General features: G+C 74.4%; 17 protein-coding genes. 6 read left to right on the forward strand and 11 right to left on the reverse strand.

Annotated elements, in window-relative coordinates:
- Nucleotides 1-183: 183 nt before the first annotated feature.
- Nucleotides 184-915 (reverse strand): VIT1/CCC1 transporter family protein, encoded by a 732-nt coding sequence (locus tag K7854_RS00350; protein ID WP_226024295.1) that lies wholly within the window; start codon nucleotides 913-915, stop codon nucleotides 184-186.
- 235 nt (nucleotides 916-1,150) lie between these two features.
- On the opposite strand from K7854_RS00350, the gene K7854_RS00355 reads away from it, so the two are divergent.
- Genes K7854_RS00355 through K7854_RS00380 form a run of 6 tightly spaced genes read left to right on the forward strand, consistent with a single transcriptional unit; the run spans nucleotide 1,151 to nucleotide 8,123 of the window.
- Nucleotides 1,151-2,260, forward strand: coding sequence for an ADP-ribosylglycohydrolase family protein (locus K7854_RS00355; RefSeq protein WP_226024296.1), 1,110 nt, complete (start codon nucleotides 1,151-1,153; stop codon nucleotides 2,258-2,260).
- Nucleotides 2,257-3,528 carry an ADP-ribosylglycohydrolase family protein gene (locus tag K7854_RS00360; protein ID WP_226024297.1) on the forward strand — a complete coding sequence of 424 codons (1,272 nt, stop codon included), beginning with the start codon at nucleotides 2,257-2,259 and terminating at the stop codon, nucleotides 3,526-3,528. The genes K7854_RS00355 and K7854_RS00360 overlap by 4 nt, the downstream gene beginning before the upstream one ends.
- Entirely contained in the window at nucleotides 3,525-4,718 is a 1,194-nt protein-coding gene (locus K7854_RS00365; protein WP_226024298.1) for an ADP-ribosylglycohydrolase family protein, read from the forward strand. The genes K7854_RS00360 and K7854_RS00365 overlap by 4 nt, the downstream gene beginning before the upstream one ends.
- Nucleotides 4,706-6,106 carry an ADP-ribosylglycohydrolase family protein gene (locus K7854_RS00370; protein WP_226024299.1) on the forward strand — a complete coding sequence of 467 codons (1,401 nt, stop codon included), beginning with the start codon at nucleotides 4,706-4,708 and terminating at the stop codon, nucleotides 6,104-6,106. The genes K7854_RS00365 and K7854_RS00370 overlap by 13 nt, the downstream gene beginning before the upstream one ends.
- Nucleotides 6,064-7,278 (forward strand): CaiB/BaiF CoA transferase family protein, encoded by a 1,215-nt coding sequence (locus tag K7854_RS00375; RefSeq protein WP_226024300.1) that lies wholly within the window; start codon nucleotides 6,064-6,066, stop codon nucleotides 7,276-7,278. The genes K7854_RS00370 and K7854_RS00375 overlap by 43 nt, the downstream gene beginning before the upstream one ends.
- Nucleotides 7,279-7,298: 20 nt before the next feature.
- Entirely contained in the window at nucleotides 7,299-8,123 is an 825-nt protein-coding gene (locus tag K7854_RS00380) for an HpcH/HpaI aldolase/citrate lyase family protein (protein WP_226024626.1), read from the forward strand.
- 85 nt (nucleotides 8,124-8,208) lie between these two features.
- Here K7854_RS00380 and lgt read toward each other — a convergent pair whose 3' ends face one another.
- The 10 genes from lgt to K7854_RS00425 all read right to left on the reverse strand — a co-directional run bounded on the left by lgt (nucleotide 8,209) and on the right by K7854_RS00425 (nucleotide 16,738).
- Nucleotides 8,209-9,261, reverse strand: coding sequence for a prolipoprotein diacylglyceryl transferase (gene lgt, locus K7854_RS00385; protein WP_226024301.1), 1,053 nt, complete (start codon nucleotides 9,259-9,261; stop codon nucleotides 8,209-8,211).
- A gap of 76 nt (nucleotides 9,262-9,337) precedes the next feature.
- Nucleotides 9,338-10,111 (reverse strand): DsbA family protein, encoded by a 774-nt coding sequence (locus K7854_RS00390; RefSeq protein WP_226024302.1) that lies wholly within the window; start codon nucleotides 10,109-10,111, stop codon nucleotides 9,338-9,340.
- A 101-nt stretch (nucleotides 10,112-10,212) separates the two neighbouring features.
- Entirely contained in the window at nucleotides 10,213-11,028 is an 816-nt protein-coding gene (trpA, locus tag K7854_RS00395) for a tryptophan synthase subunit alpha (protein WP_226024303.1), read from the reverse strand.
- Nucleotides 11,025-12,308 carry a tryptophan synthase subunit beta gene (gene trpB / locus K7854_RS00400; protein ID WP_226024304.1) on the reverse strand — a complete coding sequence of 428 codons (1,284 nt, stop codon included), beginning with the start codon at nucleotides 12,306-12,308 and terminating at the stop codon, nucleotides 11,025-11,027. The genes trpA and trpB overlap by 4 nt, the downstream gene beginning before the upstream one ends.
- Before the next feature lie 131 nt (nucleotides 12,309-12,439).
- Nucleotides 12,440-12,616, reverse strand: coding sequence for a tryptophan biosynthesis modulator TrpM (gene trpM, locus K7854_RS37760; RefSeq protein WP_372480974.1), 177 nt, complete (start codon nucleotides 12,614-12,616; stop codon nucleotides 12,440-12,442).
- 21 nt (nucleotides 12,617-12,637) lie between these two features.
- Nucleotides 12,638-13,447 (reverse strand): indole-3-glycerol phosphate synthase TrpC, encoded by an 810-nt coding sequence (gene trpC / locus K7854_RS00405; protein WP_226024305.1) that lies wholly within the window; start codon nucleotides 13,445-13,447, stop codon nucleotides 12,638-12,640.
- Between the two features lie 117 nt (nucleotides 13,448-13,564).
- Nucleotides 13,565-14,011: a DUF2752 domain-containing protein gene (locus tag K7854_RS00410; RefSeq protein ID WP_226024306.1), complete on the reverse strand. Its 447-nt coding sequence runs from the start codon at nucleotides 14,009-14,011 to the stop codon at nucleotides 13,565-13,567.
- A gap of 102 nt (nucleotides 14,012-14,113) precedes the next feature.
- Entirely contained in the window at nucleotides 14,114-14,365 is a 252-nt protein-coding gene (locus K7854_RS00415) for an HGxxPAAW family protein (protein ID WP_226024627.1), read from the reverse strand.
- A 144-nt stretch (nucleotides 14,366-14,509) separates the two neighbouring features.
- On the reverse strand, nucleotides 14,510-15,145 hold the full coding sequence (locus K7854_RS00420; RefSeq protein WP_226024307.1) for a TIGR02234 family membrane protein: 636 nt from the start codon (nucleotides 15,143-15,145) through the stop codon (nucleotides 14,510-14,512).
- An 84-nt stretch (nucleotides 15,146-15,229) separates the two neighbouring features.
- On the reverse strand, nucleotides 15,230-16,738 hold the full coding sequence (locus K7854_RS00425; RefSeq protein WP_264086729.1) for an anthranilate synthase component I: 1,509 nt from the start codon (nucleotides 16,736-16,738) through the stop codon (nucleotides 15,230-15,232).
- Nucleotides 16,739-16,740 lie beyond the last annotated feature (2 nt).

Here is a 16,740-nt window from a genome sequence, read left to right on the forward strand (position 1 = left end):
GACCGGGGCGGACAGATCGATGTCCGTCGGTCCGAGGGGGCGGAGGGGGCGTCGTCGCCCACTCCACGAGTGCACGGCAGGCTTCATTGCCCACAGCGCTTACGGCTCATGCCCGGAGATTACGCACTCGAAACCAGCGAGTAACGGCTACTTATGCGTCCCACCGCATAAGTTCGAGCCGGGCTATCCTACGGCCGTTCCGAACAGGCTGCCCAGGAGATACGTCACACCGGCCGCCGCGCCGCCGAGGGCGAGCTGCCGCAGCCCGCTGTACCACCAGCTGCGGGCCGTGACCTTGGCGACCACCGCGCCGCACAGGAACAGCCCGGCCAGCGCGAGCAGCACGGCGGGCCACAGCGCACTGGCGCCGAGCAGGAACGGCAGGACGGGGAGCAGCGCGCCCAGCGCGAACGACCCGAACGAGGACACGGCCGCGACCGTCGGGGAGGGCAGGTCGGAGGGGTCGATGCCCAGCTCCTCGCGCGCGTGTATCTCCAGCGCCTGCTCGGGGTCGCTGGACAGCTGGCGGGCCACCTCGCGGGCGAGGTCCGGCTCGACGCCGCGCGCCTCGTAGAGCGCGGCCAGCTCCGCCTCCTCGTCCGCCGGGTGCTTGCGCAGCTCGCGCCGCTCCACGTCCAGCTCGGCCTCGACCAGCTCACGCTGGGAGGCGACGGAGGTGTACTCGCCCGCGGCCATGGAGAAGGCACCGGCGGCCAGCCCGGCGAGCCCGCTGATCACCACGGTCTGCTGGCTCGCCGTACCGCCGGCCACACCGGTCATCAGGGCGAGGTTGGAGACCAGTCCGTCCATCGCGCCGAAGACCGCGGGGCGCAGCCAGCCGCCGTTCACGTCGCGGTGGGTGTGGTTGTCGCGGTGCGCCTCGTGCAGCGGCGCCTCGGTTTCGATGATGGCCATGAGGGTCCCCCCGGGGGAGCTAGTTTGGACTCAATCCACTTTTTAACAACACCCAATCTACGCCGATCATTTCCGTCCCGCCAGCAAGGAAAGGCTGGGCTTACCTGCGGTTTTACCTCTCCGCACTCATTCGTGATCATGCTCGCTCATATGTCGACCGGGTGACGCTGCCCCCGGTTCGGCTGCGGTGCACACCGCACCGGGGACACATGGGCGGAGGGAGAGGAGAGGCCGCATGGCATCCACCGCCTGCATTCCGCCGGTCCCCGCGCCGCAGGACGCCGTCGGGCTCCGCGACCGGGCCCGGGGCGCACTGCTCGGACTGGCCGTCGGGGACGCCCTCGGGGCCCCGGCCGAGAACATGAAGCCCTCGGAGATCCGCGCCCGCTGGGGCCGCATCACGGGGTACGTGGCGGACCGGCCCGCCGGTACGGACGACACGGAGTACGCGATCTTCTCGGGCCTGCTGCTGGCCCGCCACGGCGCCGGGCTCACCCAGGCCCATGTGGAGGCGGCCTGGCACGAGTGGATCGCGGACCGGGAGGAGGGCCCCTTCCGGGGCGCGGGCTTCAGCGAGCGCGGCACCCTGGAGAACCTGCGCCGGGGTCTGGCCGCCCCGATCTCCGCCCAGCACCGGCACGCCTGGAGCGACGGACTGGCGATGCGGGCCGCGCCGCACGGCGTGTTCGCGGCCGGCCGGCCCGCCGAGGCGGCCCGGCTGGCGGCGATCGACGGCTCGGTCAGCCACGAGGGCGAGGGCATCTACGGCGGCCAGGCGGTGGCGGCGGGCGTCGCGGCGGCGATGGCCGGGGCGTCGACCGTCGCGGTGGTGGCCTCCGCCCTGGCCGTCGTCCCGGACGACTCCTGGACGGCACGCTGTCTGCGCCGCGCGCTGACGGCGGCCCACCGGGGCGAACGCGCGGTGCGCTCCGCGGTGGTCATCGGCGGCTACCCGTGGACCGACCTGGCCCCCGAGGCCGTCGCCCTCGCCTTCGGCGCGTACGCGGCGGCCGACGGCGACTTCACCGACTCCGTGCTCACGGCCGTCAACATGGGCCGCGACGCCGACACCACGGCCGCGGTGGCCGGCGCCCTGGCGGGCGCGACCCGGGGCGTGCGGGCCATCCCGTCCGACTGGGCCGACGCCATCGGCCCGGCCCGCGGCAGCTGCCTCCCGTCGATGGCCGGCCACCACGTCCTGGAGGTGGCGGACCTGCTGACCCGCACGGCCCACGAGGCTCCGCCGGACCCGGGGCACACGCCGGTCCCGGAGGCAGGACCTCCCGCTCCCGGGGCCGGGCACCCCGCCCCCGGCACCCGCGCGGCAGCGGCGGTGGGGCCGTGAGCAGGGCCCGGGCCGGGGTCGGGGCGACCGGTGTCACTGCGTACGTCGAGGGGCCCGGGGGACCGGAGAGGCACTCACCCGGGGGCAGCGGACAGCGGCCGGGTGGCGAGCCGGGGACGGTGTCCCGAGCGGAGCCCCTGCTGGACCGCATCGAAGGGCTGCTGCTGGGGCTCGCCGCCGGGGACGCCGCCGGCTGGCCGGCCGCCCGGCACCGGGCCGCCCGGATGCCGGAGTGGACGCGCCGGCTCACCCGCGAGCTGGACACCTTCGCCGAGCAGAACGCCACCACCACCCTCCCCGTCCCCATCGCGCTGAACCAGCCCCCGGAGCCGCTGCGCCTCGGCCCCTCCGACGACGCCGAGTGGGCGGCGTTCGCGGCCGAGGCCGTGCTGCGGGCCGGGGACGACAGCGTGCTGGGGGACCTGAGCCGGGACCGCCGGATGCGGGCCGCGATCGACCTGACCTGGAACTCCGTCGCCAGCGAGGTCGCCGCGGCGGCCGACCGCGCCCCCGAGGTCGAGTCCGCGGTGCTGCCGCTGCGCGCCCGCGTCTCGGTGCGGGCCGGGCTCGGCAACCTCGCCGCCGGACTGCGCCCGCCCGCCACCGGCCACGACAACCCGCACTACTTCGACGACGCCGCCTGCGTACGCGCCTGCGTCCTCGCCGTCGTCCACCCGGGCGCCCCGCGCCCCGCCGCCGACCTCGCCGAGTTCGACGCCCGCTACACCCAGGACGGCGACGGCGTGCACGGCGCCCGGGCCATGGCGGCGGCACTGGCCAGCGCCCTCGACGGCGCCGACGTGGACGCCTGTGTGACGGCGGCGCTCGCCGAACTCCCCCCGGCGACGGAGATCGGCCGCAACGCCCGCCAGGCGCTGGCCCTCGCGGCGGACGCCGAGAGCACCTTCGCCCTGGTCCCGCTCCTGGAGCACCGGATCGTCGACCACGTCTACAGCTACGGCATCGCCGCCGCCGAGACCGTCCCGGTCGCCCTCGCCCTGGCCACCGCCGCCCGCGGCCGCCTCGCGGAGGCGGTACCGGCGGCGGCCTGTCTGTCCAGGGTCGCCGACTCCGCCCCCGCGCTGGCCGGCGCCCTCACCGGCGCGCTCGGCGGCGGCACGTCGGTCCCCGCGTCCTGGCGGGACGCCTGCCGCACCCTGCCCGGCTGCGTACTGCCCCGGCTCACCGGCACCGACCTGGTCGAACTCGCCGGTCTCCTGCACGCCACGCGACCCTCCCCACCGGAAGGACGAGGCACCACACCATGACGTCCCCGCACCGCACCCCGGCTCCCCCGCCCCGGACCACCACCGCATCCCTCGACGAACGCGTCACCGGCGCCCTGGTCGGCGCGGCGGTCGGCGACGCGCTCGGCGGCCCGGTCGAGGGGTACTCCCCCGAGCAGATCCTCGAACGCCACGGCGGCCGCGTGCACGGTGTCGTCGGCCCCTGGAACGGCGACGCCTGGCGCACCGCCCGTCCCCTCGCCCCGTACCACAAGGGCGACGGACACGTCACCGACGACACCCTGATGACCCATGCGCTGGTCCGGGTCTACGGCACGGTCCGCGACCACCTCGACGCCTACGCCGTCGCCGAGCACCTGGTCCCGGACCTGATCACGCACCCGCGCTGGATCCCGGAGCTGGAGGCCGAGGCGCTTCCCCTCCAGCGGGTCTTCCTCGCCGAGAAGTGGCTGGTCGCGCGGCTCCACTACGGCCATGTGGACCCGCGCGAGGCCGGCACCGGAAACATCGTCAACTGCGGTGCCGCGATGTACATGGCCCCGGTCGGCCTGGTCAACGCGGCGAACCCCGCGGCCGCCTACGCCGAGGCCCTGGACGTCGCGGGCGCGCACCAGTCCTCCTACGGCCGGGAGGCGGCCGGTGTCCTCGCGGCGGCGGTGGCCGCGGCCTGCGTGCCGGGCGCGACCCCCCAGTCGGTGGTGGCGGCCGCGCTGTCCCTGGCCAAGGACGGCACCCGGGACGCGATCGAGGCCGTCTGCGAAGTGGCCGCACGCCACTCGGAGTTCGAGTCGGCGCTGGCACCGCTGCGCGCGGCGGTGGCCCCGTACGACACGGTGGGCCCCGACTACCGCGCGCCCTCGCTCGGTGCCCGCCGCCCCTCGCGCCTGCACGCGATCGAGGAGCTGCCCGTCGCCCTCGGCATGCTGCTCGTCTCCGGCGGCGACTTCCGGCACGCGGTCCTCGGCGCGGTCAACTACGGCCGCGACTGCGACTCCATCGCCACGATGGCGGGCGCGTTGGCGGGGGCGCTGGGATCGCCGGTGCCGGAGGACTGGGCGAAGACCGTCGCGGAGGCGAGCCGCCTGGACCTGTGGGCACCGGCGGCGACGCTCACCGGGGTGGCGCGGGAGGTCTTCGCGCGTGACGTGCGGCGCCGTCGCGCCCACGAGGAGGCGTTCGCCGCGATCGGGGGCACGGGATGCTCCGCCTGACCTGGGTCCAGCCCGAGGACCTGGTCGGCCACGAGCTGCGCCAGGCACGGCTGGACGGCCGCGACGCAGCGGCGGTCGCGGCCCGCTGGCGGGCGGCGGGCGGCGACGAGGCCCCGTCCCGGGCGGGCGCCTCCGCACGGCCCGCATCCCCCCGCCTCCGCGCCCTGGCCGGGGATCTCCTGGACGAACTGGCCCGTCTGCCCAGCCCGTTGGCGGACGCCGAACCGACGGCACTCGACCGGATCAGGGCGCTGTGCCCCGACTGGCCGTCCCCGCGCCCCGCCGTCTCCGTGTCCCCCGCCCGGCTGGAGGCCGCCTGGCTCGGCCGCGCCGTCGGGTGCCTCCTGGGCAAGCCCGTCGAGAAGCTGCCCCTGACCGGCATCCGCCTCCTCGGCCGGGCGGCCGGCAACTGGCCTCCGACCAGGTACTTCACCGCCCGGGGTGTACCCGGCGAACTGCTCACCGCGTACCCCTGGAACCGTCGCTCCGCGCCCACCTCCCTGGCCGAGAACATCGACGGCATGCCGGAGGACGACGACCTCAACTACCCGCTCCTGGGCCTGAAGCTCCTCCAGCGCCACGGCAGGGGCTTCGGCACGGCCGACGTGGCGCGGGTCTGGCTCGACGAACTCCCGGCCGGCCGCACCTTCACCGCCGAACGCCTCGCCTACCGCAACCTCCTGACCGGCATGGAGCCCCCGGACACCGCCCGCCACCGCAACCCGTTCCGCGAGTGGATCGGCGCCCTGATCCGCGCCGACGTGCACGGCTGGACCAACCCGGGCGACCCGGGCGCCGCCGCCGGGCAGGCGCACCGCGACGCGGTCCTCACCCACACCGCGGTCGGCGTCCACGCGGCGATGTTCGCGGCGGCCGTCGTCGCCGACGCCGCGACCGGCGCCGCCGACGTGCACGCCTGTCTGCGCACCGGCCTCGCGGTCGTGCCGTCCGGCTCCCGCCTCGCCCGGGCCGTCCGTCACGCCGTGCGGCTCGCGGGCGCGCACGCCGACTTCGACACCGTCGTGGACGCGCTGCACGCCGTCCACTCCCCCGCCCACCACTGGGTGCACGCCGTTCCCAACACCGCCCTGATCGCCGCCGCGCTCACCCACGCGGACGGCGACTTCACGGGCTCCGTCTCGCGTGTCGTGTCGGGCGGCTGGGACACCGACTCCAACGGCGCCACCGTCGGCGGCGTCGCCGGACTGCTCGCCGGTTCCCCCGCCGCGCTGCCCGCGCACTGGACGGCCCCGCTGAAGAACCGCCTGGCCACCTCCGTCGGCGACTTCGACGGCACCGGCTTCGACACCCTCGCCCACCTCACCCACCGGGAGGCCACCCGCCCATGCCCGAGCCCGCCGCCCCGCCCTCCGTCTCCGCTCCCCTGACCGGCCTGCGCGTCCTCGACCTCGCCACGCTCTTCGCGGGACCGCTCGCCGCCACCATGCTCGGCGACTTCGGCGCCGAGGTGATCAAGGTCGAGCACCCCACCCGGCCCGACCCGTCCCGGGGGCACGGCCCCTCGAAGGACGGGGTGGGCCTGTGGTGGAAGCTGCTGGGCCGCAACAAGCGCACGATCACCCTGGACCTGTCGAAGCCCGCCGGGCGCACCACCCTGCTCAGGCTCGCCGCCACCGCCGACGTCGTCGTGGAGAACTTCCGGCCGGGCACCCTGGAGAAGTGGGACCTGGGCTGGGACGAGCTGTCCGCCGTCAACCCGCGCCTGGTGCTGACCCGGGTCACCGGCTTCGGCCAGTTCGGCCCCTACGCGCGCCGTCCCGGCTTCGGCACCCTCGCCGAGGCCATGAGCGGTTTCGCCGCGATGACCGGCGAGCCCGACGCGCCGCCGACGCTGCCGCCGTTCGGCCTCGCCGACTCGATCGCGGCACTGGCGACGGCGTACGCCGTGATGACCGCGCTGGCCGCCCGGGAGCGCACCGGTGAGGGCCAGGTCGTCGACATGGCGATCATCGAACCGATCCTGACCGTGCTCGGCCCGCAGCCCCTCTGGTACGACCAGCTCGGCCATGTCCAGCCGCGCACCGGCAACCGCTCGCAGAACAACGCCCCGCGCAACACCTACCGCACCGCCGACGGCACCTGGGTCGCCGTCTCCACCTCGGCGCAGTCGGTCGCCGAGCGGGTGATGCGGCTGGTGGGCCGCCCGGAGCTGATCGACGAGCCCTGGTTCGCGACGGGCGCCGACCGGGCCCGGCACGCCGACGTGCTGGACGCGGCGGTCGGCGACTGGATCGCCCGGCACACCCGCGCCGACGTGCTCGCCGCGTTCGAGAAGGCCGAGGCGGCCGTCGCGCCGGTCCAGGACGTGCGGGACGTGATGAGCGATCCGCAGTACCAGGCCCTCGACACCGTGACCACCGTCGACGATCCCGAGCTGGGCCCGCTGCGCATGCAGAACGTGCTCTTCCGGCTCTCCGCCACCCCGGGCGCGATCCGCTGGGCGGGCCGTCCGCACGGCGCCGACACCGAGGAGGTGCTGACCGGGCTGGGGCTCACCCCGGCGGACGTGAAGGAGCTGCGTGAGGAGGGCGTCGTATGACCGCACCCCTGGCCGTGTCGCTGACCGCACCCCCGCTGACCTGGTTGTACGCCCCCGGGGACCGGCCCCGGGTGGTGGCCAAGGCGCTGGCCGCCGGGGCCGACGTGGTGGTGGTCGACCTGGAGGACGCGGTCGCCGACGACCGCAAGGGGTACGCCCGCGACGCCACGGCCGAGCTGCTCACCGAGCCGCAGCCGGTGCCGGTGCACGTCCGGGTCAACGCCCTGGACGGTCCGCTCGCCGCCGCGGACCTGGCGGCGCTGGCCGCGCTGCCGGGGCTGTCCGGGCTGCGGCTGCCCAAGGTGACGGCTCCGGAGCAGGTCGCCGAGGTCGCCGAGAGCACCGGCGGGCCGCCGCTGTACGCGCTGCTGGAGACGGCCCTGGGGGTGGAGCGGGCGTACCGGATCGCCGCCGCCCACCCGGCGCTGCGCGGGATCGCCCTCGGCGAGGCGGACCTGCGGGCCGACCTGGGTGTGCGCGGGGACGCCGGACTGGACTGGTCGCGCTCGCGGGTGGTCGTGGCCGCCCGGGCGGCGGGGCTCGCGCCGCCGTCGCAGACGGTGCATCCGGACACCCGTGACCTGGAGGGTCTGGCGGCGTCCTGCGCGCACGGCCGCGCCCTGGGCTTCCTGGGCCGGGCCGCGATCCACCCCCGCCAGCTGCCGATCATCGAGCGGGCGTACCTGCCCACCGAGCGGGAGCTGGAGGAGGCGGAGACGATCGTCAAGGCGGCCACGGTCCAGCCGGGCGCGCAGGCGCTGCCGGACGGGCGGTTCATCGACGCGGCGGTGGTGGCGACGGCCCGGCGCACCCTGTCGCTGGCCCGGCGGCCGACCCTGTTCTGAGCCCCCCGGTTACGGCCCGGCATGCGCCGAAGGGCGCCCGGGGAGGTCCCGGGCGCCCTCGGCGGCGTACGTGCGGCCGGCGGCGTCAGCCCTTCTTCGCGGAGTCGGCGCCGTCCTTCACGGCCTCGGCGTCCTGCGCGTCCTCCGTGTCCGCCGAGTCCTCCGGCTCCTCCGGGGCGCGCGTGTTCTCGGCGGTCCCGGGGGCCTTGGTGAGGTCGGGGGAATCGGCCTTGCCCTCGGCGTCGGTCTGGTCCGCGTCGTCGGCTGCGGCGGCCTCCGCCTCCTTCTCCGCGTCGGACCCGGCGTCACCGGCTGCGGTCTCCGCGCCCGGCTCCACCACGGCCTCCCGGCCCGGCCGCATCCGTGCCGAGAGCACGATGTACAGCACGGCGAGCAGGAACACGAAGAGCGCGGTCCAGTTGTTCAGGCGCAGGCCCAGGATGTGGTGGGCGTCGTCGACGCGCATGTACTCGATCCAGAACCGGCCCGCGCAGTACGCCGCCACGTACAGCGCGAAGGCGCGTCCGTGGCCGAGCTTGAAGCGGCGGTCGGCCCAGATGACGAGGAAGGCGACACCGATGCACCACAGCGACTCGTACAGGAACGTCGGGTGGTACGTGCCCGGCACCCGTCCGTCCGCCGTCGAGGTGATCTCCACGGCCCACGGCAGGTCGGTCGCCTTGCCGTACAGCTCCTGGTTGAACCAGTTGCCCCAGCGGCCGATGGCCTGCGCGAGGGCGATGCCGGGGGCGACGGCGTCGGCGTACGCGGGCATCGGGACGCCCCGGCGGCGGGCGCCGATCCAGGCGCCCACCGCACCGAACGCGATCGCGCCCCAGATGCCGAGTCCGCCCTCCCAGATCTTGAAGGCGTCGACCCAGTCACGGCCCTCGCTGAAGTACAGCTGGTAGTCCGTGATCACGTGGTAGAGGCGCCCGCCGATCAGGCCGAAGGGAACGGCCCAGACCGCGATGTCGGCCACCGTGCCCGGCCGCCCGCCCCGGGCGATCCAGCGCCGGTTGCCGAGCCAGACGGCAACGAAGACGCCGATGATGATGCAGAACGCGTAGCCGCGCAGCGGGATGGGACCGAGGTGCAGCACCCCGCGCGACGGGCTGGGAATGAAGGCAAGTTCCATGGCAGGGTCGACGCTACCGTGTCGGACGGGACACGCGGCGGGCAGCCCGGCTACGGGTCCGTAACGAGCGGGCGCGCTACTTGTCGGCGTCCTCCACCATCTGCTTGAGCTTGGCCGGGGTCATGGAGCGGTCCTGGTAGATGTTCTTGCCGTCCAGGAGCACCGTCGGGGTGCCGCTGAAGCCGCCGCTCTGGAAGGCCTTGTTGGACTTCTCCACCCAGCTGTTGTGCTTGCCGTTCTTCACGCACTCCTGGAACAGGGTGGTGTCGAGGCCGTCGACCTTGCCCGCCAGGTCGAGGAGCTTGTCCTCGTCGGCGAAGGCGTCGTCGGTCTCCGGCGGCTGGTTGTCGTACAGCACGTCGTGGTACGCGGGGAACTTGCCGGCGTCCTGGGCGCAGGCCGCGGCGTTGGCCGACTTGCGCGAGCCGGTGCCGCCCATGTTGCCGTCGATGATCGTGGCCAGGTGGTACTCGACCTTGAGCTTCCCCGCGTCGGTCAGCTCGTGGATCGTGTCGCGGTACGCAAGCTCGAAGGCCTTGCAGGCCGGGCAGCGGAAGTCCTCCCAGATGGTGAGCGTGGACTTGGCGCTCTCCTCGCCGACGGGGATCGCGAGGCCGTCCTTGCCCTGCGCCCCCGAGGGCGCCACGACCGGACCGGTCGACTCGCTGCCGTCGTCCTTGCCCGCGTTCGCCGCGATCACGCCGATGACCGCCGCGAGTCCCAGCACGCAGACCACGCTCGCGCCGACGATCAGCGCCCGGCGGCGCTTGTCCCTGGACTTCTGCTTCGCGCGCTCGGCCGCCAGCTTCTCGCGGGCGCCGCGCTTTCCCTGTCGGTTCTTCTCGCTCACACCCCGCAGAACGAACCGGGGAGGCGCAGCGCGCCTCCCCGGTCCCGAGTCCACTCGTACGAGGGACCTCCGTCATGTGCCCGTCCGGTCCGGGCGGGCTCTCACGCCTGTCCGCGCACGCCCTTGGCCAGGTCGGCGGCGAGGGTGCGGACGCCCTCCAGGCCGGCCGCGTCGTCGGGCGCGTCCAGCATGCGCTTGACGAAGGCCGAGCCGACGATCACGCCGTCGGCGAACCGGGCGACCTCGGCGGCCTGGGCGGCGTTGGAGACGCCGAGGCCGACGCAGACCGGGGTCTCGGTGGTGCTGCGGGTGCGCCGCACCAGGTCCTCGGCCTGCGCTCCGACCGACTCGCGGGTGCCGGTGACGCCCATGAGGGAGGCGGCGTAGACGAAGCCGCTGCCGGCCGCGGTGATCTCGGCGAGCCGCTCGTCCTTGCTGCTGGGCGCGACCACGAAGACGGTGGCGAGCCCGTGCTTGTCCGCGTGCTCCCGCCACAGCGCCGACTCCTGGACCGGCAGGTCGGGCAGGATGCACCCGGCGCCGCCCGCCTCGGCCAGCTCGGCGGTGAAGCGCTCCACGCCGTAGCGGTCGATCGGGTTCCAGTACGTCATGACGAGGATCGGCTTGCCGGTGGCCTCGTGGGCCTCGCGGACCGTGCGCATCACGTCGGCGATCTTCACGCCGCCGCGCAGGGCGATGTCGTCGGCGGTCTGGATCACCGGGCCGTCGAGCACCGGGTCGCTGTGCGGCAGGCCCACCTCGACGACGTCGGCGCCGCCGTCGAGCGCGGCCTTGACCGCCGCGATGCCGCCCGTGACGGTCGGGAACCCGGCCGGGAGGTAGGCGATCAGGGCGGTGCGGCCCTCGGCCTTCGCGGCCGCGAGGGTGTCGTTCAGCAGCTGTACGTTCCCGCTCACTTGGCGTCCCCCTCGATCTCCGCGGCGCCGGTCTCGTCGGCGGCGACCTCGGCGTCGGTGTCGTACAGCCCGAAGTAGCGGGCGGCGGTGTCCATGTCCTTGTCGCCGCGGCCGGACAGGTTGACCACGATCAGCCCGTCCTTGCCCAGCTCCTTGCCGACCTCCAGGGCGCCGGCCAGCGCGTGGGCGCTCTCGATGGCCGGGATGATGCCCTCGGTGCGCGACAGCAGGCGCAGCGCCTGCATGGCGGCGTCGTCGGTGACCGCGCGGTACTCGCCGCGGCCGGAGTCCTTGAGGTAGGAGTGCTCGGGCCCGATGCCCGGGTAGTCCAGGCCGGCCGAGATCGAGTACGGCTCGGTGATCTGGCCCTCGTCGTCCTGGAGGACGTAGGACCGGGAGCCGTGCAGGATGCCGGGCTCGCCCGCGGTCAGGGTGGCCGCGTGCTCGCCGGTCTCGACGCCGTGCCCGGCGGGCTCGCAGCCGATGAGGCGGACGTCCGGGTCGGGGATGAAGGCGTGGAAGAGGCCGATGGCGTTGGAGCCGCCGCCGACGCAGGCGATCGCGGCGTCGGGCAGGCGCCCGGCCTGCTCCAGGAGCTGGCGGCGGGCCTCGACGCCGATGACGCGGTGGAAGTCGCGGACCATGGCCGGGAAGGGGTGGGGCCCGGCGACGGTGCCGAACAGGTAGTGGGTGCGGTCGACGTTGGCGACCCAGTCGCGGAACGCCTCGTTGATCGCGTCCTTGAGCGTGCGGCTGCCGGACTTCACGGCGATGACCTCGGCGCCGAGCATCCGCATCCGGGCCACGTTGAGGGCCTGGCGGCGGGTGTCGATCTCGCCCATGTAGATGGTGCAGTCGAGGCCGAACAGGGCGCAGGCCGTCGCCGTCGCCACGCCGTGCTGGCCGGCGCCGGTCTCGGCGATCACCCGGGTCTTGCCCATGCGCTTGGTGAGCAGGGCCTGGCCGAGCACGTTGTTGATCTTGTGCGAGCCGGTGTGGTTCAGGTCCTCGCGCTTGAGGAAGATCCTGGCTCCGCCCGCGTGCTCAGCGAAGCGGGGCACCTCGGTGAGGGAGGACGGGCGGCCCGTGTAGTGGACGAGCAGGTCGTCCAGTTCGCGGGCGAACTCCGGGTCGGACTTGGCCTTGTCGTACTCGACGGCGACCTCGTCGACCGCGGCGACGAGGGCCTCGGGGATGAACTTGCCGCCGTACGCCCCGAAGTAGCCTTCGGGGCTGGGGGTTTGACCCTCCGGGTCGGGGATGAAGAAGGTGCTGGGCATGCGTGAACCTCACGGTGAGTGTCTGATGTGACTAATCGCCGTGGGGGCGGGGATGTCTTGCCGGCTGCCTGCCGTCTGTGGCTGGTCGCGCCCACGCGACGGAGTCGCTCATTCAATACAGCCCCGCGCCCCTAAAGGACGGGGCGTTGCCATCGCCGTCCGTTTACCTGCCCAGGCTCGTCTCCGATGACGTACCGCACCCGGCGGCCGTGCACCCGGCGGGCGGGCGCGCGGCAGCCCCGGGGCCGGCAGCCGCGCGCGAGGCGGGCGTACGGGTCCCGGGGAGCCGGAGTGAGTACGGGGGTCATCGGGGTCAGCTTACCGGCGTGTCAGCCCCGGCCGTGGCGCAGTGCCGGGTGTTCGCCGGCCGCCACCAGGTCGGAGACCGCCGTCTTCGGGTCGCGGCCGGTGACCAGGGACTCGCCGACCAGGACGGCGTCGGCGCCCTCGTTGGCGTAGGCGATGAGGTCGTGCGGGCCGCGGACGCCGGACTCGGCGACCTTGACGATGTGCGCCGGGATCTCCGGGGCGACCCGCTCGAACGTGCCGCGGTCGACTTCGAGCGTCTTCAGGTTGCGCGCGTTGACGCCGATGACCTTGGCGCCCGCGTCCACCGCGCGCTCGACCTCGTCCTCGTCGTGCACCTCGACCAGCGGGGTGAGTCCGATCGACTCGGCGCGCTCGACCAGCGACTCCAGGGCCGACTGGTCGAGGGCCGCGACGATCAGCAGGACGAGATCGGCGCCGTGCGCGCGGGCCTCCCACAGCTGGTACGAGGTGACGACGAAGTCCTTGCGCAGCACGGGGATGTCCACGCGCGCGCGGACCGAGTCCAGGTCGGCCAGCGAACCGCCGAAGCGGCGCTCCTCGGTGAGCACGGAGATGACGGCGGCACCGCCCGCCTCGTAATCGGCGGCGAGCCCGGCCGGGTCGGCGATGGCCGCGAGCGCGCCCTTGGAGGGGCTGGAGCGCTTGACCTCGCAGATGACCTTGACGCCGTCGCCGCGCAGCGCGGAGACGCCGTCCTTGGCGGGGCGTGCCTTGGCCGCGCGCTGCTTGAGCTCGTCGAGGCTGACGCGCGCCTGCCGCTCCGCGAGGTCGGCACGGACTCCGTCGATGATCTCGTCGAGCACACTCACGCGAGCGGCCCCCTTTCAGACGGCAAAACCTGTGGTCACTGTGATGGTATCCGGAGCCGGGCACCGGTCCCGCATCCGGCCGAGCCCGGTCCCACTACCTGGACGTTCCATGGATGATCAAGGCAGCAGCCAGCCGCCGAACGGCAGGTTCCGGACAACGGTGAAGACCAGCAGCAACGTCCCCAGCGTCCACAGGTGGACCGGTCCGAGGTCGATGCGGACAGGGCGCCCCCGGGCCGCGCGGATCACCCAGACGGTCCACAGGACGGCGAAGCCCAGGTAGGCGAGGACGGCGGGCGCGTTGGCGTGCAGCGCGGCGGTCAGGTCGCCGTGGACGAAGGCGTGGGCGCTGCGCAGGCCGCCGCAGCCGGGGCAGTAGACGCCGGTGAAGCGCAGCAGCGGGCAGACGGGGTAGTGACCGGGCTCGTACGGGTCCACGCTCCCCACGTAGGCGAAGGCTCCGGCGACGGCCGCGAGCACCCCCGCCGGGACGGCCAGCCGGAGGACCGCGCCGCGGGGCTGGATGATGCCGGTCCGGCCGGGTTTCCCGCTCTCGACGTCCACGCCAGCATTCTGCCCCCGGCGTTCCCCGCGCGCACGTGAGGGGCGGTTCCCGGCACCCGTGTGCCGGTCCGCCCCTCAGGAGTCCGTGACCGCCGCGCCCGGTCAGCCCTTGGCGCCGGCCTCGGCGCGCTCGCCCGCGACCTGGTGCACGGGGTGGTTCTGCTTCGGCTGGCCGAGGCCCATCATCTTCATGATGTAGCCGACGACGCCACCGAGGAGCACGACCGCCAGGCCGGCCCAGAAGCCCCACGGCTGGGCGGCCACCATGAACATGCCCGCGATGCAGAAACCGATGAAGGAGATGATGACACCGGTCCAGGCGGCCGGGGTGTGACCGTGGCTGCTGCCCGCCATTGCTTGCTCCTCGTTGCTGTGTGCCATGTCTGAGCAGGACGCTCGCACCCATTGTCCCGCACGGGGACACGCGCCGTGAGCGGGGGTGCTCCGGCGGGTGAACGCGGGGCCGGACGCCGGCCCGTGCGTCCGTCCGTGCGCGGGTCAGGCGCTGGTGGGGTCCTCGCCGCGGTCGATGGCCTTCCACAGGTCCTCGGGGCGGTCCGGGTCCACGGTCTGCGGCCTGCGCCGCGGGGCGCCGCTGCGTTCGTAGCGGCCGGACATCGCGGGCCACTGGCGGCCGTAGCGCAGCGCGAGCAGCCCGGCGAGCAGGAGCAGCGCGCCGCCCACGGCCGCGACGTACGGCCAGGCGGTGTGGGAGAGCGCGTCGACGGTGGCCGAGGTGTCACCGGCCGCCTTCGCGGCCTGGTCGTCCAGCGCCGAGCTGTCGGAGGCGCCCACCAGCGCGGCCGCGACGGTGCCCGCGCCGCTCAGCGCGAGCACGGCGGCGACGGCGAAGCGGCCGGCGCGGCGGACCGCGAAGACGGCGACGAGCGCGGCGAGGCCCACTATGGCGAGCGCCGCGGGTACGCCCGTGACGTCGCTGCCCTTGGCGGTCAGCGAGAACGCGCCGCCGGCCACGGTCGCGGTGCCCTCCGCCCACTCCTGCCGGGTGGCGAGCAGGGCGACGGCGGCACCGAGCGCGCCGCACAGCAGGGCGACGGCGAGGCTCCGGCGGCCGGCCCGGGCGGGTCCTGCGGCGGGGGTGCGGGGGTGAGGAACGGCTGTCACGTACTCCACTATCACCCGAACCCCGGGCGAACCGTCACCCGGGGTTCGGATTGGGGGGCGTGAGAATCGCCCCACCGGTCCGACCGGTCGGCCCTATTGCGCCAGCCGGTTGGCCGTGTGGACGGCCCGCAGCACGGCCGCCGCCTTGTTGCGGCACTCGGTGTCCTCGGCGACCGGGTCGGAGTCGGCGACGACACCGGCGCCCGCCTGGACGTAGGCGGTGCCGTCGCGCAGCAGCGCCGTGCGGATGGCGATGGCGGTGTCGGAGTCGCCCGCGAAGTCGAGGTAGCCCACGCAGCCGCCGTACAGGCCGCGCCGGGAGGGTTCGAGTTCGTCGATGATCTGCAGGGCGCGCGGCTTGGGCGCGCCGGAGAGGGTGCCGGCCGGGAAGCAGGCGGTGAGGACGTCGAAGGCGGTGCGGCCCTGGGCGACCCGTCCGGTGACCGTCGAGACGATGTGCATGACGTGCGAGTACCGCTCGACGGACATGAAGTCGACGACCTCGACGGAGCCGGGCTCGCAGACGCGTCCCAGGTCGTTGCGGCCGAGGTCGACGAGCATCAGGTGCTCGGCGCGCTCCTTGGGGTCGGCGAGCAGCTCGTCGGCGAGGGCCTGGTCCTCCTGCGGGGTGGCGCCGCGGGGGCGGGTGCCGGCGATGGGGTGCACCAGGGCGCGCCCGTCCTCGACCTTGACCAGCGCCTCGGGGGACGAGCCGACGACGTCGAAGCCGTCCAGGCGGAGCAGGTACATGTACGGGGAGGGGTTGGTGGCCCGCAGCACCCGGTACACGTCGAGCGCGCTCGCCGTGCAGGGCGTCTCGAACCGCTGCGAGGGGACGACCTGGAAGGCCTCGCCCGCGCGGATGCGCTCCTTGATGTCCTCGACGGCGTCCTGGAAGTCGGGGCCGCCCCACAGCGCGGTGTACTCGGGCAGCTCGGAGGGCGGCAGCGCGGCCGGGGGCTGGGCGACGGCGCGGCTGAGGTCGGCCTCCATGGCGTCCAGGCGGGCGATCGCGTCGGCGTAGGCCTCGTCGACGCCGGTGGCCAGGTCGTTGTGGTTGATCGCGTTGGCGATCAGCAGGACCGAGCCCTCCCAGTGGTCCATGACGGCGAGGTCGCTGGTGAGCAGCATGGTCAGCTCGGGCAGCTTCAGGTCGTCGCGCTCACCGGGGCCGACCTTCTCCAGGCGGCGCACGATGTCGTAGCCGAGGTAGCCGACCAGGCCGCCGGTGAAGGGCGGCAGGCCGAGGTCGTGGGCGAGGTCGCGCGGGGTGTGCAGGGCCTCGACGGTGGCGCGCAGGGCGGCGAGCGGGTCGCCGTCGGTGGGGACGCCTACGGGCGGGGTGCCCTGCCAGTGCGCCTGCCCGTCCTTCTCGGTGAGGGTGGCGGCGCTGCGGACGCCGACGAAGGAGTACCGGGACCAGGAACGTCCGTTCTCGGCCGACTCCAGCAGGAAGGTGCCGGGGCGCTCGGCGGCCAGCTTGCGGTACAGCGCCACCGGGGTGTCGCCGTCGGCGAGGAGCTTGCGGCTGACCGGGATCACCCGGCGGTCGGCGGCGAGCTTGCGGAAGGTGTCGAGGTCCATGTCATGCGTGACGTCCATGG

Source organism: Streptomyces hyderabadensis, assembly GCF_020404845.1.
Classification (GTDB): domain Bacteria; phylum Actinomycetota; class Actinomycetes; order Streptomycetales; family Streptomycetaceae; genus Streptomyces; species Streptomyces hyderabadensis.

Coding starts and splice junctions, on each gene's coding strand:
- K7854_RS00365 (WP_226024298.1), top strand. CDS start 3,525: ATGACGTCCCCGCACCGCACCCCGGCTCCCCCGCCCCGGACCACCACC.
- K7854_RS00425 (WP_264086729.1), bottom strand. CDS start 16,738: ATGGACGTCACGCATGACATGGACCTCGACACCTTCCGCAAGCTCGCC.
- K7854_RS00375 (WP_226024300.1), top strand. CDS start 6,064: ATGCCCGAGCCCGCCGCCCCGCCCTCCGTCTCCGCTCCCCTGACCGGC.
- K7854_RS00355 (WP_226024296.1), top strand. CDS start 1,151: ATGGCATCCACCGCCTGCATTCCGCCGGTCCCCGCGCCGCAGGACGCC.
- K7854_RS00350 (WP_226024295.1), bottom strand. CDS start 915: ATGGCCATCATCGAAACCGAGGCGCCGCTGCACGAGGCGCACCGCGAC.
- K7854_RS00370 (WP_226024299.1), top strand. CDS start 4,706: ATGCTCCGCCTGACCTGGGTCCAGCCCGAGGACCTGGTCGGCCACGAG.
- lgt (WP_226024301.1), bottom strand. CDS start 9,261: ATGGAACTTGCCTTCATTCCCAGCCCGTCGCGCGGGGTGCTGCACCTC.
- trpM (WP_372480974.1), bottom strand. CDS start 12,616: ATGACCCCCGTACTCACTCCGGCTCCCCGGGACCCGTACGCCCGCCTC.
- K7854_RS00415 (WP_226024627.1), bottom strand. CDS start 14,365: ATGGCGGGCAGCAGCCACGGTCACACCCCGGCCGCCTGGACCGGTGTC.
- trpB (WP_226024304.1), bottom strand. CDS start 12,308: ATGCCCAGCACCTTCTTCATCCCCGACCCGGAGGGTCAAACCCCCAGC.